At 55.2% G+C, this 21,468-nt stretch carries 21 protein-coding genes; 2 read left to right on the plus strand and 19 right to left on the minus strand.

The window, feature by feature from the left end; all coding sequences use genetic code 11:
- Positions 1-52: 52 nt before the first annotated feature.
- The 8 genes from MJ769_RS07480 to MJ769_RS07515 all read right to left on the minus strand — a co-directional run bounded on the left by MJ769_RS07480 (position 53) and on the right by MJ769_RS07515 (position 7,591).
- Positions 53-301: a Na(+)/H(+) antiporter subunit B gene (locus MJ769_RS07480; RefSeq protein ID WP_239235827.1), complete on the minus strand. Its 249-nt coding sequence runs from the start codon at positions 299-301 to the stop codon at positions 53-55.
- Positions 298-612, minus strand: coding sequence for a monovalent cation/H(+) antiporter subunit G (gene mnhG / locus MJ769_RS07485; protein ID WP_239235829.1), 315 nt, complete (start codon positions 610-612; stop codon positions 298-300). Before mnhG ends, MJ769_RS07480 begins: the two co-directional genes overlap by 4 nt.
- On the minus strand, positions 599-910 hold the full coding sequence (locus MJ769_RS07490; RefSeq protein ID WP_239235831.1) for a monovalent cation/H+ antiporter complex subunit F: 312 nt from the start codon (positions 908-910) through the stop codon (positions 599-601). The genes mnhG and MJ769_RS07490 overlap by 14 nt, the downstream gene beginning before the upstream one ends.
- The gene (locus tag MJ769_RS07495; protein WP_239235833.1) at positions 868-1,380 is read right to left on the minus strand and encodes a Na+/H+ antiporter subunit E; all 513 of its coding nucleotides are present in this window, start codon (positions 1,378-1,380) and stop codon (positions 868-870) included. The genes MJ769_RS07490 and MJ769_RS07495 overlap by 43 nt, the downstream gene beginning before the upstream one ends.
- A 91-nt stretch (positions 1,381-1,471) precedes the next feature.
- Positions 1,472-4,201 carry a cation-translocating P-type ATPase gene (locus MJ769_RS07500; RefSeq protein WP_239235835.1) on the minus strand — a complete coding sequence of 910 codons (2,730 nt, stop codon included), beginning with the start codon at positions 4,199-4,201 and terminating at the stop codon, positions 1,472-1,474.
- Complete coding sequence (locus MJ769_RS07505) at positions 4,191-4,340, minus strand: hypothetical protein (RefSeq protein ID WP_239235837.1); 150 nt, start codon at positions 4,338-4,340, stop codon at positions 4,191-4,193. The genes MJ769_RS07500 and MJ769_RS07505 overlap by 11 nt, the downstream gene beginning before the upstream one ends.
- Complete coding sequence (locus tag MJ769_RS07510; protein ID WP_239235839.1) at positions 4,337-4,879, minus strand: DUF2062 domain-containing protein; 543 nt, start codon at positions 4,877-4,879, stop codon at positions 4,337-4,339. Before MJ769_RS07510 ends, MJ769_RS07505 begins: the two co-directional genes overlap by 4 nt.
- Positions 4,880-7,591, minus strand: a complete 2,712-nt coding sequence (locus MJ769_RS07515; RefSeq protein WP_239235841.1) for a cation-translocating P-type ATPase — start codon at positions 7,589-7,591, stop codon at positions 4,880-4,882.
- Between the two features lie 607 nt (positions 7,592-8,198).
- Between MJ769_RS07515 and MJ769_RS07520 the strand changes: the two genes are divergently transcribed.
- Both MJ769_RS07520 and MJ769_RS07525 read left to right on the plus strand, forming a co-directional pair.
- Entirely contained in the window at positions 8,199-8,366 is a 168-nt protein-coding gene (locus MJ769_RS07520) for a hypothetical protein (RefSeq protein WP_239235842.1), read from the plus strand.
- Positions 8,367-8,370: 4 nt separating this feature from the next.
- Complete coding sequence (locus MJ769_RS07525; protein ID WP_239235844.1) at positions 8,371-9,774, plus strand: MBL fold metallo-hydrolase RNA specificity domain-containing protein; 1,404 nt, start codon at positions 8,371-8,373, stop codon at positions 9,772-9,774.
- A gap of 108 nt (positions 9,775-9,882) precedes the next feature.
- On the opposite strand, the gene MJ769_RS07530 is transcribed toward MJ769_RS07525, so the two are convergent.
- The 11 genes from MJ769_RS07530 to MJ769_RS07580 form a co-directional block, all read right to left on the minus strand.
- Positions 9,883-11,487 (minus strand): Na/Pi cotransporter family protein, encoded by a 1,605-nt coding sequence (locus MJ769_RS07530; RefSeq protein WP_239235846.1) that lies wholly within the window; start codon positions 11,485-11,487, stop codon positions 9,883-9,885.
- A gap of 150 nt (positions 11,488-11,637) precedes the next feature.
- On the minus strand, positions 11,638-12,540 hold the full coding sequence (locus MJ769_RS07535; protein WP_239235853.1) for a universal stress protein: 903 nt from the start codon (positions 12,538-12,540) through the stop codon (positions 11,638-11,640).
- Positions 12,537-14,183 carry a cation:proton antiporter gene (locus tag MJ769_RS07540; protein ID WP_239235855.1) on the minus strand — a complete coding sequence of 549 codons (1,647 nt, stop codon included), beginning with the start codon at positions 14,181-14,183 and terminating at the stop codon, positions 12,537-12,539. The genes MJ769_RS07535 and MJ769_RS07540 overlap by 4 nt, the downstream gene beginning before the upstream one ends.
- A gap of 33 nt (positions 14,184-14,216) precedes the next feature.
- Positions 14,217-15,221: a sodium:calcium antiporter gene (locus tag MJ769_RS07545; RefSeq protein ID WP_239235857.1), complete on the minus strand. Its 1,005-nt coding sequence runs from the start codon at positions 15,219-15,221 to the stop codon at positions 14,217-14,219.
- 341 nt (positions 15,222-15,562) lie between these two features.
- Positions 15,563-16,153 carry a DUF4956 domain-containing protein gene (locus tag MJ769_RS07550; protein ID WP_239235859.1) on the minus strand — a complete coding sequence of 197 codons (591 nt, stop codon included), beginning with the start codon at positions 16,151-16,153 and terminating at the stop codon, positions 15,563-15,565.
- A gap of 382 nt (positions 16,154-16,535) precedes the next feature.
- Complete coding sequence (locus MJ769_RS07555) at positions 16,536-16,904, minus strand: cytochrome b5 domain-containing protein (protein ID WP_239235860.1); 369 nt, start codon at positions 16,902-16,904, stop codon at positions 16,536-16,538.
- Positions 16,904-18,154, minus strand: a complete 1,251-nt coding sequence (locus MJ769_RS07560) for a ferredoxin reductase family protein (protein WP_239235862.1) — start codon at positions 18,152-18,154, stop codon at positions 16,904-16,906. The genes MJ769_RS07555 and MJ769_RS07560 overlap by 1 nt, the downstream gene beginning before the upstream one ends.
- A 357-nt stretch (positions 18,155-18,511) precedes the next feature.
- A complete protein-coding gene (locus MJ769_RS07565; RefSeq protein ID WP_239235864.1) occupies positions 18,512-18,829 on the minus strand; it encodes a c-type cytochrome in 318 nt (105 codons plus the stop codon).
- Between the two features lie 257 nt (positions 18,830-19,086).
- Positions 19,087-20,118: an ACR3 family arsenite efflux transporter gene (gene arsB, locus MJ769_RS07570; protein ID WP_239235866.1), complete on the minus strand. Its 1,032-nt coding sequence runs from the start codon at positions 20,116-20,118 to the stop codon at positions 19,087-19,089.
- A gap of 229 nt (positions 20,119-20,347) precedes the next feature.
- Complete coding sequence (locus MJ769_RS07575) at positions 20,348-20,827, minus strand: arsenate reductase ArsC (protein ID WP_239235868.1); 480 nt, start codon at positions 20,825-20,827, stop codon at positions 20,348-20,350.
- 2 nt (positions 20,828-20,829) lie between these two features.
- Complete coding sequence (locus tag MJ769_RS07580; RefSeq protein WP_239235869.1) at positions 20,830-21,201, minus strand: ArsR/SmtB family transcription factor; 372 nt, start codon at positions 21,199-21,201, stop codon at positions 20,830-20,832.
- Between the last annotated feature and the right edge of the window lie 267 nt (positions 21,202-21,468).

A 21,468-nucleotide genomic window follows, 5' to 3' on the forward strand; every position in this document is an offset into this window, starting at 1 on the left:
GCCAAGCCGAACGCACCGGCCAAAAACAGTACCGCGACATTCAACAGGGTTTTCATGGAGACTGCTCCTGCCGTTTCTTGTGCAGATGCGCTACTGCATCGAGCAGTAGCGCCCCAGTGAGGCCTGCGCCAATGGCTGCTTCGGCCAGGGCGATATCGGGGGCGTCCAGGCGCGCCCAGGCCAGCGCCATGAGCAGTCCGAAGACGATAAACAACACCACTGCACGAAACAAGTCTGGCGTGGTAAGCACTCGCACAGCACTCCACAATAGGGCGGCGACCAGCAACAGGTCGAAGATCACAGCTCGTGCTCCTCGGGTTTCCAAGGTGAGATACCCTTGGCGAAAGCGCGTCGGGCGATCAGAAAACTCAGCGTAGCGCTGGCGGCCAAGGCCAGCAGCCAAACCAGGATCAGCTTTAATCCCGCCGCCACGCCGGGCGCCTGGAGCACCAGTCCGAGCACAGTGAAACCCAGACCCAGGTTGTCCGCCTTGGCCAGAGCATGCAGCCGGGTGTACACATCCGGAAAGCGCAGCAGGCCCACCGTACCGGCCAGGAAAAATGCGGCGCCAATAATCAGTAGCACCGCGCTCGATAAATCAAGAATGTCCATTGCTCTCCCTCCCCCATACCCGTCGAACGAAGGCGGCGCCGGTGATGACAGCCAGCAGGGCGAACACCAGTGCCACATCTACCAGTGTCTGCCCTCCCCCCGCATAAGCCAGTAGTAATAGCACCGCCACGCCCATGGTGCCGAACAGCAGTGCGGCCAGCAAGCGATCGGCGGGTGTCGGCCCGCGCGCGATTCGCCACAGCGCCGCCAGCAGGTTTATGAGCAGGAATACGGCAAGGATCAAATAAAGGTCAGTCACAGTTCCTCCAGAGGCAAGCTCAACATGCGCGCGATGCACACCTCGGCCTCGTGCACTCCGCTTTCCACCGGGATCCGTTTGTCCAGCAGGTGCATCCGCAAATATCTGCCCTCCAAGCCGATACTCAAAGTGCCGGGCAGCAGGTTCAGAGTATTGGCCAGTAAGACGCGCGAACGCCCCTCCGGCAAGCGCATCGTAATATCGAGCACGGCGGGGCGCAAGTCGAGGCGGGGACGCAGGGCTATGAGGGCCACTTGAACGCCGCCCTTTACTGATTGCACCAGAAAAAAACCGAGAAAGCCCGCAAGTCCGGTCAAGGACAGTCGGGATGTGCCAGGTGGGAACAGGATGAGACTGGCCACCAAGGCCAGAATGACGCTCACCAGCCCCACGCCCCAAGCAACGAAATTGCCTTCTGTCAGAATCCACCACAGCGCGGTGAATAAGGTAGCGCGCCAAACCAATACTTTAATTGGATATTTCCGGGGAGTATTCAGAGGATTTTGCATGGCTCAGCGTGCCTTGTTCAGCCAGCATGCCATATGCGGAGAGGCTATCATGGTTTTACCGCCCACGCTGAGGCCAGATAAAGGGGTTCGTTCATGGATTGAATCTTGTTTGCGTGCGTTTGAGGTGTTGGATGAGCTTGTACGCCTCTTCCAACACCAGCACGCTAGAAGAGGTCAACGCAGCCAAGCCCCAATCATGCAGGCTCAAGTCTACGGTGCTGAATAGGGTTTGAGCCGGATTCCAGTGCACCACCACGACCTGCAACCCCACTACCCCGATCAGCGCCAGCCACAGCTTGCCATTGCGGAAAAAGTGCATATTGAAAGTGCTGCCAGTTTCGGCGCGCGCATTGAACACGTTGAAGAACTGGAATAAGACGAAAGTGGTAAAGGCCAAGGTCAGGGCATAAGTTTTTCCATGCGTTTCCAGGCCGTGCCAGAACAGGTAAAGCGTTCCAACCATCATGGTTACCCCATACAATGCTAGTCTGGCGAGGCGCGGGCCAGTGAGTATCTGCGCTGCCTGGCGGCGCGGACGCTCGTGCATGATGCCGACGCGTGCCGGTTCTACCCCCAGCGTCATCGCGGGCGGGCCGTCCATGATGATGTTGATCCACAATAGTTGGATCGCTGTAAAAGGTGCCGGCAATCCAAACAAAGTGGCGGCGAGCACGGTGAGAATGGCGCCGATGTTGGTGGAGAGCTGAAAACGCACAAACTTAACGATGTTGTCGTAGATCACACGGCCTTCTTCCACGGCTTTTACAATGGTGGCGAAGTTATCGTCGGTCAGCACCATGACGGCCGCCTCTTTAGTGACGGCCGTGCCGGTGATGCCCATCGCCACGCCGATATCGGCAGCCTTCAAGGCTGGCGCGTCGTTCACGCCATCGCCGGTCATCGCGACGATGTGGCCGTCGACTTGCAGCGCCCGGACGATTTTTACCTTGTGCTCGGGGGCAACGCGCGCGAACACGAAAATGTCGTTAATGCGGCGCGATAACTCCGTCTCACTCATGACATCAAGTTCTCGGCCTTCGATTACCTCGCCGATAAGTCCCAACTCGCGACCGATGGCGGTAGCAGTAATTTTATGGTCGCCGGTAATCATCTTGACTTGGATGCCGGCTCGGGCGCAGTGAGCGATGGCGGCCTTCGCCTCGGGCCGTGGCGGATCCATGAGTCCGGCCAACCCCAGGAAAGTCCAGCCTTCTGCCCATGCCCACAGGTCGCCCGCCGGGTCGAAGTCGGCGGCGGGGATAATCTTGCGCGCCACAGCCAGCACACGTAGCGCCTGTGCAGCGAGATACTCGTTCTCGGCCTCGATTGCGGCGCGCGCTGACACATCCAGAAGCTGCTCTCCATTTTCCGCCAGATTAAGGGTAGAACGCTCCAGCAGCACATCGGGCGCACCCTTGATGAACATCTCTACCGTTGCGCCGACTTGGTGGAACGTGGCCATGAACTTGTGGCCGGAATCGAAAGGAATCTCGGCGATGCGCGGCTGCTTTTCCTGCTTCGCTTCCGGGTCGAGACCGCCTTTTTCCGCCAGCACCCACAATGCGCCCTCGGTGGGATCACCAATCAGTTGCCCGTCACGTACACGTGAATCGGTGCAGAGCGTCATCGGCAATAGTAAATGCTCAAGCTCCCCTCTTTCGCAGGCGGGAGAGGGCTCGGCCTGCTCTGAGCTTGTCGAAGGAGGGGTGAGGGGGTTAAACGTGATTGTGCCTTCCGCCCGATAGCCCTCGCCGCTGACCGCAAAGCGCCGTCCGGCGAACCAGCCGGCGCGAGCGGTCATCTGATTCAGGGTGAGAGTACCGGTCTTGTCTGAGCAGATTACCGTGGTAGAACCCAGCGTTTCCACGGCTGAAAGTTTCTTGAGGATGGCCCGGTTCTGTGCCATGCGCCACATGCCGATGGACAGCGTCACCGTTACCACCGCTGGCAGTCCCTCGGGAATGGCAGCGACAGCCAACGCTACCGCAGTCATCGCGGCCTCCATCCAAGGCAGGCCGTGCGCAAAATCAAGCGCAAAGATGACAGTCACCACTACACCTGCAATCACTGCCAGCTTTTTTCCCAGCGTGTCGAGTTGTTTTTGCAGTGGGGTTTCCGACTCTTCGGCACTGGCGATCATACTGGCGAGCTTGCCCATTTCAGTGGTCATGCCGGTGGCGGTTACCAGCATTTCGGCGCGACCGCGCGTTACCACCGTGTTCATATAGAGCAGGTTGACGCGGTCGCCCAAGGGTAGTTCGGCTTGGTCCAATGCTGCCACCGACTTGCAGACGGCATGAGATTCGCCGGTCAGTGCCGCTTCTTCTATTTCGAGACTGTGCTCGTCCAGTATTCGACCATCAGCAGGAATTCGGTCACCCGCTTCGAGCAGCACGATATCGCCGGGAACGAGCAACGCCGCGTCGATTTCCTCCATGCGCGCGTTGCGGCGCACCCGGGTACGTGCCGCCAGCATGTCTTTCAGCGCCGCCAGCGTTTGTTCCGCCCGCCGCTCCTGATAAAAACCCAAGCTGGCGTTGAACAGCACAACGACGAGAATTACCACTGCGTCCTTGAGATCGCCGATCACCCAAGCCAGAGTGGCGGCGAATAACAACACAATTACCAAAATGTTCTTGAACTGGTCGAAAAACTTCAACCACAGCGGGCGCGGTTTGGCCTCTATCAGCTTGTTCTCGCCATAGCGGGCGAGGCGTGCATCAGCTTCAGGGGTGGCCAGACCGCGGGTCGCATTCACATCAAACGCCGTTGTCGCGGCTTCGGGCGTCAGGGTATGCCAAGAGCGGGTTTCAATGTCCATTTTTCAGTGCCCGTTTTGATTCAACAGCCAAGTGTTGAGGCAGGGTGCGCGATATCTTCGGAAAATGCTGAAAGCCACGCAGAAACAACATGACGACAGCTAGGACCGAGAAGATCAAAGTGGTGAATAGTCGATTCATAAGTGCATCCTGCCGCGCCGCTTAAACAAGGTTCGCCATCGCCAGATCAGGGAGATCAACCCGTAAGTACAAAATCCAATCAGCGTGGCCGTGATGGACAGACCTACCAGCAGCGGTTTACCTAAACCGATAAAGCGCTGCCAAAGATTCGCATCATCTTCGACGGCACCGATTTTCTGTGCGCTTAGTTTGTCGGCTGAAGTCACTGGCACCTCTTCGCCGGTCACCCAGGCGCCCAGCCGGTAGGCGCCGTAATAAATGGGGGCGAAGGTGATCGGATTGGTAATAAGGGTGCTCGCTGCAGCAACCGGGACGTTGGCTCGCATCACTATGGCTGCAGTCACTGTGAGTGGAATTTGCGCGATAGGAACAAGCAGACCGAAAAATACGCCTAACGCCACACCCAAGGCGACTCCGCGACGCGACCAATGCCATAACTTGGGATCGTGCAGCCAAGGGCTTAGCCAGACGAGCCAGCGGTTGCCGAAAATCTGTTCCCGACTCGGTATATAGCGTTGTAAATGTTCTCGTAAACTCATTCACATACTCCGGACATGCAGACGCCGCAGGAGGGTCTTTTCCGCCTCGACTGCGATAAAAATGAAGAAACCCAATGCGACGATGGCCAGCCAAGACGCGGCGTCTAGTGCGGAAGTGTGGAACATCTGCTGCATCGGGGGTGCGTAGGTGAACAGGAGCTGGAAACCAATCAACACCACACTCATCCAGAACGCCACAGGATTGCCGGTAAGGATGTCCCGGGTAAAGGCCGCAGCGGTAAAGTAGCGCGCGTTGAACAGATATGCCAGTTCGCCGACAACCAACATGTTCACCACTGCTGTGCGCGCCACTTCGATGCTGTTGCCGCGCGCGAGCTCCCATTCGAACACGATGAAGATCGCCATGATCATCAGCAAGCTGACGTAGGCGATACGCGCAGCCAGCACCCGTGTAATCAAGGGTTCCAAGGGGCGGCGTGGCGGGCGGAGCATAACGCCTGGCTCGGCCGGCTCGAATGCCAGCGACAATGCCAACGTTACCGCTGTAATCATATTGACCCACAAAATCTGGGCGGCGGTAATCGGCAGTTCCAGACCGGCGAACACCGCGATCAGGATTACGCCCGCCTCGCCGCCGTTGGTGGGCAGGATAAAGAGCAACGATTTTTTGATGTTGTCGAACACCACGCGACCCTCGCGCACGGCATGGGCGATAGTGGCGAAATTGTCATCGGTGAGCACCAGATCGGCGGCTTCGCGGGCGGCGTCCGTTCCCTTTTGTCCCATGGCTACGCCAATGTTGGCGGCCTTGAGCGCGGGGGCGTCGTTGACGCCATCACCGGTCATGGCGACCAGTTCACCCTGGGCTTGCAAAGCGGCCACAAGTCGCAGTTTGTGCTCGGGGCTGGCGCGGGCAATTATGTCAGTTTCGAGAGCGCGGGGCCGTAGCGCCTCGTCGTCCATCGTTTCCACAGTTTCGCCGGTCAGCACGCTGTCAGCGTTCAGCCCCAATTGACGGCCGATGGCCGCTGCGGTGATGGCATGGTCACCGGTAATCATTTTGATGCGCAGCCCTGCGCGCTGGCACTCGGCCACAGCTGTGATCGCCTCCTCGCGTGGTGGGTCGATTAGGCCAATCAACCCCAGCAAGGTGAAACACCGCATGATGTCATCCATGGAGAGCGCTGTGGTACCAGCAGGCATATCGCAGCGCGCCAACGCCAGCACGCGCTGTCCGGCACCGGCCGCTTCTTCCATGCGTGCTTCCCAGTCGGCGCGATTGAGCGCCTGGCCACCGGCATCTCGTTCACACAAGTCGAGTATGCGTTCAGGCGCGCCCTTGAGCAGAACGAAGGCGTTACCCTGATGATCGTGATGCAGTGTGGCCATGAATCGATGTTCCGATTCAAAAGGAATTTCATCAATCCGGGGCATTGCCGCAACAACTTCGAGAAGATCCAGTCGGGCCTTGCGGGCAAGGGTCAACAAAGCCCCTTCGGTAGGGTCACCCACGAGCTGCCAGCCTGTCGCGTCATCGTGTTTGAGATGGGCGTCGTTACACAACAGAGCGCAGCGAACCAGCCCTTGCAGTGCCACATCCTGAACAAAGTCCACAGTCATGCCGTCGCAATGGAAGCCGCCCTCGGGCGCATAGCCAGCGCCGCTCACGTCCAATGTATGCGCGGGCAGCATGATCCGCACGGCGGTCATCTCGTTCTTGGTAAGCGTGCCGGTCTTGTCCGAGCAGATCACGGTGACCGAACCCAGCGTCTCCACCGCCGGCAGCCGCCGCACGATGGCGTGATTACGGGCCATGGCGCGGGTACCGATGGCCAGTACGATGGTCACGATTGCCGGCAAGCCCTCGGGGATAGCTGCTACCGCCAGCCCCACCACCGCCAGAAAGATTTCCAGCGGCGGCATCTCGCGCACGAAATGCCCATAGAAAAACGTGATCACTCCCATCGCCAAGATGAAAAGCGTGATCTGGCGAGCGAATTGATCAAGCCGTCGGGTAAGCGGCGTGACCAGCGTCTGCACCTCGCCGACCAGCTTGCCGATGCAACCGATCTCAGTCGCCTGACCAGTGCCGACCACCAGACCTTGCGCCTGGCCAAAGCTTACTACCGTACCGGCATAGGCCATGCAGGACCGATCGCCGATGGACGCATCTTTGGCCACCGGCTCTGCGCTCTTTTCCACGGGCACAGACTCGCCGGTGAGGGCCGCCTCGTTGACGCGCAGGTTCTTCACGCGCAAAAGACGCAGATCGGCAGGCACCCGGGCACCCGACTCTAACAGCACGATATCGCCCGGCACCAAGAGAGCGGCGTCGATCTCGTGTCGCTCGCCTTCGCGCAGCACCGTAGCATGGCTGGCAAGCATGGCGCTCACTGCTTCCAGCGCTTTCTCCGCCTTGCCTTCTTGAATAAAACCGATCACAGCGTTGATGAGCACCACGCCAACTATTACCCCCGCGTCCACATAATCTTCGAGCGCGAATGTGATGGCACCAGCCACCAGCAACACATAGATCAACGGATTGTGGAACTGCAACGCAAAGCGCATCCAAGGGCCGCGTCGTTTTGATGCCGGCAGGCTGTTGCGGCCATATTGTTCAAGACGTTGGGTGGCCTCCCGGTGGCTCAGGCCAGCGTTGGCAGAAACCGACAAGGTGTGCAACACCTCATTTATGGGTTGGGCGTGCCTGGCGGGTGTGTGATCGGGTGTTAAAGGGTGTATTGGCTTCATGATAAGTCCGCTAATTCAGTGAGGTAAGCCCCCAGCTTTGCCAGGGACTCGCCAAGCATTGGCTTTATCAACCTAAAATTTGCAGTTCATTTACATCGAAAAACCGCAAAATTTGACAGCTGTCCGTTGAATTAGCCACAGTATTTGTGCCATACAAATCGCGCTATGCCTAAAATCAGAATATGTTCATTAAGAATACCACTATTGGTAGCGACCAGCTTAGAACTGGCACACAAGTGTAGATGCTGGCCATTATTTGCCTTGAATTACCCGGATAGGAGTACTGCCCAGTTTTTTTGTAACGACGAACCTGTCACCGGAGCGGCCACCAATCCTAAAAAAACTTGCAATGAGGCGCGACATGGCAACTCAAACAACGATCGTAAGGCTTTTGTGTGCGATGGTGGGGCCGATATAAATGCCGACATTTCCTAAAGTTTGTCGCCTTTGTTGATGAGATAGCTATACTACTGCCATAAACACCAGACCAATTGCTACAATTGCCACAGAGAATTCCGCAAGCCGTTCGCGAAGCGTTTCTATGATAAGAATAACGCAGCTCAGTGATCCACTTTGATTTCGTGTCTAACAGCACAGGAACAATTTTATGAATAATCAGACACAACAAAACAGATTTTTTATCCGTGCAATTTCTCTGGCTGCAATCGGTTTCTGGCGGCTGATCCTCAAAACAGGCAGCTCGGACCTTTTCAGCGACAATACAGCGCGCATCGAGGCCGGAAAATATGCGCCATTTGTGCTGCAAAAGGCATGAGATCATGAAAGTCACTTTTCTTGGTGCAGCTCGTGAAGTCACCGGTTCGTGTTATCTAATTGAGACAAATGCTGTTTGTTTCCTAGTGGACTGCGGAATGTTTCAGGGTGGACGAGAAGCACCAACACGCAACCGAAAAACATTTAATTTCGACCCGCACTCACTCGATTTCGTATTGCTCACCCACGCACATATTGACCATAGTGGACTGCTGCCCCGGCTTACGCGCGAGGGATTCGATGGGGCAATCTTTACCACTACGGCGACAGCCCAACTGTTGGACATCATGTTGCCCGACAGTGCTCACATTCAGGAAATGGATGCCCTTCGAGCCGTAAAGCGCCGTGGAAAAACTTCTGCACGTACCAAAGCTGCGCTGCCTGTGCTGTATACCTTGCAGGATGCGGAAGCCTGCCTGAAACAATTAAGCCCTGTAGCATACGACGAGTGGCTGACACCGCATCCTGATGTTCGTTGTTGTTTTCGAGATGCCGGCCATATCCTCGGTTCGGCGATTATCGAAATTCAGATCACGGAAGGCGGCAAGACCACGAAGCTCGTTATGTCGGGAGATCTCGGTCAGCCGGATCGGGTGATTTTGCGCGACCCAACAGTGATTGAGAATGCGGACATATTGTTCATTGAGTCCACCTATGGCAATCGCATGCATAAGGACTTACCAGCTACCTTGGAAGAGTTCGTACAGGTAATTGAGCACACGCTTAATGTCAAGCACGGCAACGTCATTATTCCGGCATTCGCGGTCGGTCGCACGCAAGAGGTCATCTATTACCTGTATGAGCTGACACGTCAGGGGCGGTTGCACAATCTTGATATTTACGTAGATTCTCCGATGGCAACGGCTGTGACCCAGGTCACCATGCAGCATATGGCGCTATTCGATGACGAGGCGAAGCAACTCACCCAGTGGCAAGCGGCGGGGCGCGGCCTGCCTAACTTGCGCTTCATCGGCAGTACAGAGGAGTCTATCGCCCTCAATCAAATTCGCTCAGGAGCCATCATCATTTCCGCCAGCGGAATGTGCGACGCGGGGCGCATCAAGCACCATCTGCACCATAATCTTGGACATGCCGCGAACAGTGTTTTGATCACCGGTTTTCAGGCACAGGGCACACTCGGTCGACGGTTGGTGGACGGTGCAAAGCGAGTAAAAATCTTCGGCGAGGAGATTTCGGTGCACGCCTCGATTCACACCCTGGGCGGTTTCTCGGCACACGCCGACCAGGCGGCACTGCTCGCCTGGGCTGGCGGTTTCCGGCGGCCACCACGCCAGACGTTTGTAGTACATGGGGAAGAAAGTGCAGCACAAACGTTGGCTGCTCGCCTGCAAACTGACTACGGCTGGACCGTCACAGTGCCCGATCCAGGCCAGGTTATTGATTTGTAAAGTCTGAATCCAATGTCACTGTCTACCGCTGTGAAATCTAATTGACGCTGACGTGGATGAGTTTCAGATGGTCTTTCACATTTGCATCCGTGTTGTTCTTGGCGGTACTTATTCCGCTCCGCTTGCCGTCGCTTCGCCGTCGAGCAGGCGCGTCGCCTTGACGGCCTGCTGCACAGCACGTCGAATGGCGCTCGCAGCGCGCAAGCGGGCATCCATGTCCGTCACTGACAAACGACCCTGAGCGCCCGCCTCCAGGAGTTCCTTTTTCAGGATCTGATAGTCCCCTTCCAGGCTCTGTAAGTCTGATTCGACATCTGCGCCATGCGCCAGCACCCCCTCGGGGTCAACACGGGAAAGCAGCCGTGTTCCCTGATCGAAAAAAGTGCCGCCTGTTTCGATCAGCACCGGCAGGGGCGTTTCGCGCGCGGCGGCCGCAGCCTCCATGGCCAGTTCCGCCATCGCCTCGTAGTAGCGAGCCACGCGCAGGATATGCGGCAGACGCCGGGCGCTGTCCTGCGACATGCCGGCCTGGTTGAGGCGAGCGATAAAATTCGCGACAGTCTGATTCAATCGGGCCACGATCTGCTGGTCTTTCGCCAGTTTGCCCTGAGAGGCGCCAGTCATAGCCTCACGCATCATGCGCAGGGCGATGCCGCCCATGTGCCGCACTTCCTGTTCCATGGCATCCAGCGCCAAGACCGGTACTGTTGCGACATTGGCGTCCAGATAGCGCGGACTGGCCTCGTCCTCCTCGGCGGTGCGAAAGAGCCCTTCGAGGAACCGAGCCATGCGGTCGGCGATAGGCCAGACCAGCATCACACCGAGCAGATTGAAAGCGGTGTGGAACAGGGCCAGTTTGGCGGCGGGTGCCGAGCCGAGTTCCAGTACTTCGCCTGCCGCGCCGATGGCCGGTACCAGCCAGGGCAACAGCGCCAGCGCCACGGCACCGGTCAGGAGATTAAACAGAATATGGGCGGCAGCGGCCCGTTTGGCGTTGGGCGTGGCGCCGATGAAAGCGATTAGCGCGGTGACGGTGGTGCCGATGTTGGCGCCGACAACCACAGCGGCAGCGCCCTGAGCCGTAAGCAGTCCACCCTGGGCGGCGGTCAGCGCAATGGTCAGGGCAGCGCTGGAGGACTGCATCAGCACGGTGAGAACGATGCCGATCAGCACCTGTACCACAGTGTCCTTGAAACCATCTCCTTCTGGTAGCTTGAAATCTGTAGATAGCCCGGAAAAGGACTCTTTTAGCATGTCTATGCCCAGGAACAGTACGCCAAAGCCTGCCAGAGCCTGTCCCAGCGCACCGCGCCGATTTCCTTCGCCGGAAAGGCGTAGCGCCATACCGACACCAATGAGCGGCAGCGCCAATACCTCGATTTTGAACTTCAGCCCCACCAGCGCTACCAACCAGCCGGTCATGGTGGTGCCAACATTGGCACCGAAGAGCACCCACATGGACTGCCCCAGTGTGAGCAGACCGGCATTGACGAAGCCGATGGCGGCCACTGTCACGGCGCTGGAAGACTGTACCAAGGCAGTCACCAGTACACCCGAAGCCAGCCCGCGCATCCGGGTCTTGGTGGAATGGGCAAGGATGCGCCCCAGCGCCGGGCCGGCGGCAAGCTTGAGACCATCGGTCATGAGCCCCATGCCGAGCAGGAACAGGCCGATACCGCCGAGCAAGCCTCCGGCTGTAGTCCAAGCGTTCATTTCATTTCTTACTGGTGATTCACATCAAGCGCCGCTATCGCGGCTTCGGGTGTCAGGGTGAGCCAGGAACGGGTTTCAGTGTCCATTATTCAGTGTCCGTGTTGATACTACAGCCAAATATTGAAGCAGGGTGCGAGTTGCGGCCAGAAATCATGGCTTCGCCTTTTGGCCTGGCGGCATCACCAACACGTCACATGGTGCCTCCAGTAACAGATGCTTGGTCATGCTACCCAGGAGCAGATCGACGATTTCCGATTGGCCATGTTTGCCCACCACCACCATGTCCGCTGCCTTTTCACGTAGAAGTTCTGGGATGACAATTTCCGGCATACCGTGTTTCACGCGGATGTCGTAATGCTCCTCGTTTTTCAGGCTGTTCGCCAGCGTTTGTAGCGCATCTTGGGCGTGTTGGCGTTCCTCCTGGCGAAAGCGATGAATGTGTTCATTGGAAACACCGGCAAAATTCAGCTTACCTTCGAATGGCACATCGAAAGCATGCGCCAGGGTGAGATGAGCCTCGGGCGCAACGCGACGGGCAAGCTCGGCTACCGCAAGGCTGTGGGCTGAGAGATCGAGCGGCACCAGTACGCGCTGGTAGGGCCCGTCTGGTTCGTTCCGCACCACCAAGACGGGTATGGCGGCTTCCCGTATCACCCGTTCAGCGGTAGCACCGAGGAAGAATTCGCGGGCTGGATGTTCGCCCATCGCGCCCAAAATCACCATGTCTGCGCCTATTTCCTGCGCGGCACGGCTGATCTCGCAGTGTGTCTGACCGACCGTGATCAATGGCGTCACCTCGATCTGCCAGCGCTCGGCTAGATTTTCCGCCAACAGGCGCAAAGCGTCCTCGTAATGTCTGATCAACTGTGCTTCAGCACTGGCGTAACCGTGCAGCAATCGACCGCGTAGGTGTTCCAACGCTAGGCCGCTCAAACTGTGCAGCATCGTGAGACAAGCACCGTGCTCTGCCGCCAGCAGCGCGGCGCGTTCTTCAGCACGTCCGGCGGTAGTGGAAAAGTCGGTAGCGGCCAGGAAAGTGGTGATCGGTTTCATACGGGAGTCTCCTTTTCTCGTAGGATGTGTTGGAGTTTATCAGCAGCGTATTCAGCGGCGTCAAAGTAGGGATGAAAGATCAGTTCCGCCCCGGCTTTGTTCAGCATATCAATGCTTTCTTCACTGTGCGCAGTGATCGCAACCGGACCGGTGTAGCCGTGCTCGCGCAGGGCATTAATCAGGGCGCAGTTGATGCTGGTGTCGTGCAAGGTGCTGACCACCCAACGCACCTCGGCTAGGGGCAGACTGGCGGGAAATTCGGCATCCTCAGCATCGCCGAAGCGGGAATTGAGGCCATGATGGCGGGCGCGCCGCACGGCTTCGGGGTCGAAATCCACACCCAGCGTACTGATATCCTGATCGCTCAGGCGCTGCATCAGCCTACCGCCGTAGCGCCCGAGACCGAACACAATAACTGTAGGCATCGGCTCCGATTCTGATATTGTCATTTGTTCGCGGAACGGTATCCGACGCTCGAACACACTCAATGAGAGTTTGAGTTTTTCGTACAAGCTCTGACTGTTAAGCACCAGATAAGTGCAGACGCTGATAGTCACCAGACCGATCAGGGTGACCAGGCCCAGGGTATCGCCGCCAACGTGACCCATGCTCATGCCCATGGCGACGAAGACGATGGAAAACTCGGATATCTGCGCCACCGTGAGGCCCGCCATGAAACCGGTGCGCTTGCGGTAGCCCATATAACCCATGATAGCCATCACAATAATGGGATTGCCGATCAGCACGAAAGCAGACAGTACCAGCGCCGCCACAATCTGACCCTCGAAGGCCTCGAATTCCAGCCTCGCCCCCAGATCGAGGAAGAAAAATAACAGCAGAAAATCACGCACCGGGTTGAGCCGGCCACTCATGGCCTCGCGGTAGGGTGAAGTCGCGAGCGCGAAGCCGGCTAGAAAAGCACCCACCTCTTTGCTGAATCCGAACATTTCTCCCAGGCTCGCCAGTGCAACGCCCCAGGCGATGGCAAACAGCAGCATCAGTTCCTGCGAACGCGCCACCAGATCGAGCAGGCGCGGCAGCACATAGCGCATGACGGCGGTCAGCAGCAGACCGGCAACGGCGAGTTTCAGCGTGATCATGCCCAGAGTTGCGGCTATACCGTCTGCTTCCGCCATGTTAAGGGTGCTCATGGTCATCATGGCAATGAGCACGGCGATATCCTGCACGATGAGGAAGCCCACAGCGATGCGCCCGTGCAGGGAGTCCAGTTCCTTTTTGTCCGACAGCAGTTTGACGATGATGATCGTGCTGGAGAAGGTCAGCGCCACCGCTATGTAAATGGCCTTGAGGTGATCCATGCCCAAAGCAAGCCCCAGCAGGTAACCGAACAGGATGGTGAAAAACAGCTGCCCCAGTCCCGTGGCCAGCGCCACAGCGCCCAAACGGCGCACCAGATGCAGATCGAGCTTGAGACCGACTGTAAAGAGTAGTACTGCCACTCCGACCTGAGCCAGCAGGTCGAGCGGATCATGCACCGTGATCCAGCCCAAAGCTACCGGCCCGGCCAGAATACCCACCATAATATAGGCTAAGATCAAAGGCTGGCGTAGTCGGATCGCCAAGGCACCGATACTGGCGGCAGCGGCGAGCAGCAGAGCGATTTCCTGAAAAGCGTCGGTCATAGTGGTCTTACCAAGGTGTGCCAGAGGCGATTGTCAATGTCCATGCTGAAAGAGAATCCAAGTGTTGAGGATGTACATAAGAAACAGCCCCAAGCTCACCCAGGTCAGCCCCATCACGGCATACCTTTGCGAGCGGAAGATCAAGCCCACGACCACCAGGGCGCTCATCATCACAGCGGTGAGTGCGGTCAGCGCTTGGCTAGCATCGACGTGCACAAGCAGCGGGCCATTGCTGTAAAACAAATCATCCACAGATAGAATAATGATGTTGAATAAGTTGCTGCCCAACAGGTTGGCGATGGCCATATCCAGCGCTCCAATGCGCATTGCCGAGATGGTGACGGCCGCTTCGGGGGCGGAGGTCACTGCCGCCACCAGCAAAGTTCCGACAAAAGTTTGCCCCCACCCCATCAAGTCGGAAATATCCTTGGCCACAAACGGTAACCAAGAACCCACGATTACAATTGCTGAAGCCGCCAGCGCATAACCCTTTACAGCGCTGCGCAGCGTTACATCTGGATAACGCTCGGCGGATACTTCAGTATATTCGGACAGGATGCGGCGTTCGTAGCTGAATACGGCGCGCATCGCAACGAAGTAGATCAGCACGATGAATGGCGAGTATAGTCCCACATGTCCCAATGCCGGGCTCATCCCCGCATGATCCAGCAGCAGACTGAACCCGGCAAAAGTGATCAGGATTGTACCCAGTGAAGCCGACAGAATATGTCCTTGAGCGGCACGACTATACAGGGTTTCGCGCCGGTACAGCGCATCCAGTATTACCAGAATAAAGAGATTAAATACCGTGCTACCCAGCACATCTCCGACAGCAATGTTCGGCGCGTTGGCGAATGTGACGGCGGAAATGCCGGTCACCAACTCGGGCAGTGAGGTGGCAGTAGACAGCAGGATGAGACCGACCCAAGAGGCAGACATGCCGGTTTTTTCGGCGATGATGTCTCCATAGCGGGAAAGAAAGTAGCCCGCGTAGCCAATGACGGCGAGACAAAACAGAAGTTGCAACCAGAGCAGCATATCGGGGCATCTCCTAGCTGGGTGGACGGCAGGATAGGTCAAGGTACCGGCAAGCTCACTTTAAGGAAGCCGCTAAAAGTTCTAATTCACTGAGGTTCTGAATGCTCCATCACGCCTGAAATGAATACTACGCAACGCATAGGAAGATTGCAACGGCGGCAAGGGGTTCAGAATAAACGCAGAAAATTTGCGCTGGAGCCTGGTATATACCGCGTTTATAATTACTTGACCAACCTTTGCACGTCAGATCAATGGGGGCTCTATTGACCTCAGTCTCAAGTACATCAAAGTGTGCTCAGTTCATCTTGCATATCGCGCAGCACCTAGCAGCCTGTCGATAATCATTGTGTCGGCTTATTGCGGTAGAAGGCTGTGATGCTCACCATGTCATTGACGTAGTTGACTGAGCCTACTTTATGGAATATCACCTCAACCCCAAGGCGGCGCGACAGATAAGTGCGCATTTCTTCAGGGTTCGACAGTACATTGGGGTCGATTTTATCGAGTGTGATCTTGATCTTTATTCCATGTGCTGAGCGCAGGATACGAGGATGGTCAAGCACATAGGCTCCTAGCAACACTATGCCGATTACAACACAAGTAACTTCAAGTGAAGTACCATGAACCGAGCAAATTACGGCAATTGCAATCGAACCGAAGAAATAGGTAATTTCGATCTTCTCGAGTGGTTCCGAACGCAACGTGAATAATGCGAGAATAGCAAACAAGCCAAAACCAGCAGCAAGACTAAACTCCACCGAAGACAGAATGGTCAGCACTCCAAATGCGAAGATATTGAACAGCGAGGCAGCTATCACTAGCTCTTTATCGCGATAGCGGCGGTAATAGAGACCAAAAATTAGAATCAGCATAGCGACAACATTAATGCCAAAGCGCATTATCGTATCGAGCATAAGTGATATTTCAAGCATGATTTTTCTTTCTCATAACGGAACAATTAGAAAACTACCCAACAGAGACGACAATTCGCCGCACAATAAATTAACACACAGAAGTTACACAGAAGTTACATAGCAGTTAGCAGAAACCAGTGTCAGACTCTGAAGTCTCCCTAAAAAACACTGTTGTATTTCACTCAACTACCCTACTTTAGTCGGGGGTAGTTGAGGCTCCGACCGCCGCCCACTAAAAGTGGGCAAACCGTGGCGGACTCCGCTAAAACCATATTCAAGAACGTATGATGAAACTCATAGCGTTTAAAACCCTAAATGCACCAGCTAAAGCTGGTGGCTTGTACCAATAGATAGTAAATCAACCTGTCCTGGGTCGCCGCCTGCTAGTGGCGAGCAGCCATTATGGTTTTCCCGAAGCTAATAGCCCGATCCGGTATTTGACCAGCAATTCATCTGCATAGGAGGAGTGTGGACGCCCTTTGGACTTGGTGTTATAAGCTTCAGTCGCTTCCTTGCCACACCAGGAAAGGAGGATATCCGGCTGCGATGGATGTTCGGGCAAATAAGCGCTTAAATCATAGACATTACCGCGAATGGCCACCCAACAGTTTTCTGGTGTTCTATGTTTGGCCAATTCAGCCAGTGAAATCGATTTATCAACAGCAATAGCGGCGCTTTTCTCAGCAGGTGGCAACCACAAACTTCCAACCCAGAAAGCTGTCACCAGCAGCCAAAAAATAAACGTAGCGGATAGGTAGAGTCGGCGCATTATCGGAAATCAAATTTTTCAAAGTGAATCTGGTGGGGCGTAACGCCTCGATTGTGCAGATCTTCTCTAAGTGCTGCAACCATGCCCTGCGGCCCGCACAGATAGCACTCATAATGTGCAAGCCCTTGAGTATCGTGAAGAAGGGAATTGAGATCGGGCACTTCGTCGCCGGTAGCCAATGCCTTCAGGGAAAGCTGATGATCCACTTCGGCAAGGGCTCGGAGTTCATGTAAAAAAGCTGCATCCACCTCGGTTCGATAAAGATAGAGGAGCGTCGTCGGCTGATTGACAGGGCCAGCCCGCAGCAGCGCCAGGAAGGGCATAATACCGATGCCGCCGGCTATCCAGAGTTGCGGCCTCTGTGGCCGGTCGGCCAGAAAAGTTCCGAACGCACCATGCACCCGCACCATCGTGCCGGGCTCGACAGACTGGATGTGCCGCGTACAGTCGCCCAGGGCTTTGACCGCGATGCCTATTTCATGATTGGCACCGATCGAGCTGACAGTGAATGGGTGAAATTCCCCGCTATCACGGAATGTCGGCCCCAAGAAAGCGACCAGCACAAACTGTCCCGGCGTTATGGCAGCAGGGTCTGCCAGAGGCTTAAGAGAAATTTCGACTATGCCTTCGGCAACTGTCTTTACTGATCCCACAACGTATGGCCGCGCAGCCAAACCGAAATCATCCCGAATAAGACGCCACCCCAAAAAAGAGACGGCAAGGCCTAAAATCGGCAGAACGGGTTCACTGATACCGAGCAAAACCAGGTGAACCAAACCGAGAAGCACACCTACTCCCAGCCCGAAATGGAGCCAGCGCCAAATCTGATAGGGAATGCGCATGATGAAGGTAGCTGCCAACCCAAACATCAAGAGCAGCAACGACAGCCAACCTGCCCATATTGGCCAGCCCTGAGTGAATGGAGAAAGCGTCTGCCATGCCAACAGTCGAGAATTCGGCCAGACATCGGCAGCGAGCATTAGGGGATGCGCCAGTAGCAGAACATAAGCCGTCGTGCCGGCCCAGTGATGCCATTGATACATCCTTTCCAGCCCACCTAGCCACCGGGCCAGCCAGGTTTCCCTAATCATCAATAACAGCCCGGCAAGTAGGAGGCTGCATCCGGCCCAACCCAAGACAATACCCAAGGTGCGTGCCGTTGACAGCCCCTCAGGAAAAGTCCACCAAATAAGGCTGACCGAACTGGTCATGATCAGTAGTGGGATAGATAGGTTGCGCAGTATAGTCATGAGCCTATAGACACTCAATCTTTCAAAGAGTTGGCGGACCCTATTCCGGTTTTCAGGCACTCACAAATATCCCGTCATCCCTCGGACAGTAACACGCCCCGCTGCCTGCCCACTTTTCCATCAACTGACGATGGATGATCAGGTAGGCATGGTATTCCTAAATCTTAACGCCATGAATTTTGGATGGGTGTTCGATCCTCACCTCCAACGTCATGAATTACTAGCCCAGTGTTGTAATCCCGCTGGCCCGCCATGACCCTCGAGCATAGGCAGGCGCAGCAAGAGAATGTCGTTGTGTTGCCTATAACAAGGTTTGCATTTTTTGTTTGCCAAACCAAAGGCAAGTTGTCACAGCGCTTACTTGAACTTGTAGAAATTTTTGTTCAGGTAGGCTGAAAGGTCTAGTTTTTCCTGTGGGGTAACCTGTGAGGAAAAATTAGCACGAATATTACGAACGCATACGACAACTACTGACGACAGCTGCTGTGGATCCTTCACTTTGCTGCCGGGGCGCCCGAAAATGGCATTGCCGTTACCGCCCATCATGCCGTCGTGGCAACTGTTACATTTATATTTGTCGAATGCTTTTTTACCAGCTTCAGGGTGACCATTGGCAAAGGGATCAGCTTGTGCTGTACCACACATTAATAAGAATATAGCAAAAAATTTCTTCATGGCTAGGCTCCTTGTAAAGTTTGTGATCGAACAATACGCATCAAAGCAGTCTGATGCGAATAGTCAGATGCAGATTACTCCTGATCCGACGTAATGACTAGACTTCTTATAAACAGACCGACAACGCCCCGAATATTTCCAGTTTGCCGGTGGCTGGATGATCAAGAAATTCGGGTTGGCTGGAATAACATGAAAGCCTTTCTTGTCCCTTCCTGTCGACCACAATAGTTCTCAGCACTAGTTCATTTTGCCGATCCTTAATATCTGTTTCCTGCTTCGTACCAGCCATGGCTACGCTTGACCAGATACACCACAGACAGCATCACTGGAACCTCAATCAATACGCCGACCACGGTGGCAAGAGCCGCACCGGATTCAAAGCCGAACAGACTGATGGCAGCAGCGACTGCCAATTCAAAGAAGTTACTTGCACCGATAAGTGCCGACGGGCCTGCTACACAGTGCGCTTCACCGAAGCGGCGATTCAACCAATACGCCAAGCCGGAATTGAAATAAACCTGAATGATGATGGGCACGGCGAGCATGACGATAACGAGCGGTTGCTCGACGATGGCTTTGCCCTGAAAAGCGAACAACAATATCAGCGTGAGTAACAGTGCAGCGATGGAGAGTGGATTCAGCTTGGACAGAGCATGATTTAGCGCCGCAATTCCGCCACGTGCCAACAGGAACTTGCGCCATACCTGTGCCACCAAAACGGGCAGAACAATATATAACACCACCGACACCAGCAGCGTATCCCAAGGTACGATGATGGATGAGATGCCCAGCAACAGCGCCACCAATGGCGCAAAGGCGAACACCATGATGGCGTCGTTGAGCGCGACTTGGCTCAGGGTGAATAGCGGCTCACCGTTTACCAGCCGACTCCACACAAACACCATCGCGGTGCAGGGTGCGGCTGCAAGCAATATAAGGCCTGCAATGTAGCTGTCGAGTTGTTCTGCGGGTAGATACGGTGCGAACAATTGCCGGATGAATAACCAGCCAAGCAGCGCCATGGAAAAAGGTTTGACCGCCCAGTTGATGAACAGCGTGACTCCGATGCCGCGCCAGTATTGGCGCACTTTGTGCAAGGCCATGAAGTCTATGCGCAACAACATAGGGATGATCATCACCCAGATCAGCAGCCCGACGGGGATGTTGACCTTGGCGATCTCCAATGCGCCCAACCAGTGAAACGGTGCGGGTATTAGTTGACCCAACACCACCCCGACGATGATGCATAGAAAAACCCAGATGGTCAGGTAGCGCTCGAAAATACTCATGGTGCTAATCCGTTATGCGACCGATTTTTGCGAGAGATTCTTTCAAATTTCCAGTACATAACGCGTTGTATTTTTTTCACTCATGACAGGCTCCTTCGAGAATGGGAATTTATCCAGCGGTCAGTTCCAGCAAGCGCGCTACGCCAACAGGTTCGTCCTTGAGTAGAGGAACAACCGCATACTGTTGCGCATAATAATTTGAGACGGAATTTATTTCGCAAAGTTATTTTTAAACAACGATGTTGGCAATCTTGTCCATTTCCGTTTTGAGAGCGGGCTTATCATGCTTCAGTACCTCCTGATTCAGTCCGAAAAATGCTTCAATGCGGGCGCGCAGGATGCGGTAAGCCTTCATGAAGGCCGCATCGATTTCAGCGTCCGTGCCCGTGGCATGCGCCGGGTCTTCCACGCCCCAATGGGTGCGCAGCACGGGGCCAAGGTAGACCGGGCAAGTCTCTCCCGCCGCACTGGCACAAACGGTGATGACTATATCGGGCGCGGCGGGAAGATTTTCCCAAGACTTGCTGAAATAGCCTTCGGTGGATATCCCTTCGCTCGTCAGTAATGCCAACGAGCGGGGATGTACCTTGCCGGTGGGCTTGCTGCCAGCGCTCATGGCACGCCAACTAGCTGGGGCAAGATGATTGAAGGTAGCTTCGCCGAGGATGGATCGACAGGAATTACCAGTGCAGAGAAAGAGTACGTTCATGTTCAGGGTTTCGATAAAGCTGGAAGAGTTGATAGGGGCACACTTGGGGAACAAACCGACTCCGTCCGCAAATCAATGCAATGCTGGGGATTGCCGGAACAGCATTCCTCGGTTAGATAAGTAATAATATCCAGCATCAAGGGAATATTGGCGCGATAACGCTGGTAACGACCTTCTTGATTGACTGTTAGCAGACGTGCTTGCGTCAATGCTTTCAGGTGGAAGGAAAGATTTGTAGGTGGCACTTCAAGCGTTGTCGCAATTTCGCCTGCCACCATACCATCCAGCCCTTTTTTCACCAACAGTCGAAACACGTCTAGCCGCACGCCGGAAGAAAGTGATTCAAATACTGAAGTTGCTGATAGTTTATCCATTGTGCAATATTACAACTATAATTGAAATGTTGCAATATTGTATACTCTGACTTGCGATACATTAATTGTTTTAAATACCGCAGATTCAAGTCCGAAGTGCAACAGCCAGAGGTTGATTGGTATAGCGTAATTCCACCCCGAAGAATACCTCACAAGTTGACAACAGCCCTTCCAAAAAGGGACACCTGCGGCGTTCCTAAACAAACAATATCAGTAACTACTCACCCCATCCCTCAAGAGCCTTACCCGCCAAAGCGATTTGAATAG

It is taken from the genome of Candidatus Nitrotoga sp. BS, from assembly GCF_927797785.1.
In the GTDB taxonomy this organism is placed as follows: domain Bacteria; phylum Pseudomonadota; class Gammaproteobacteria; order Burkholderiales; family Gallionellaceae; genus Nitrotoga.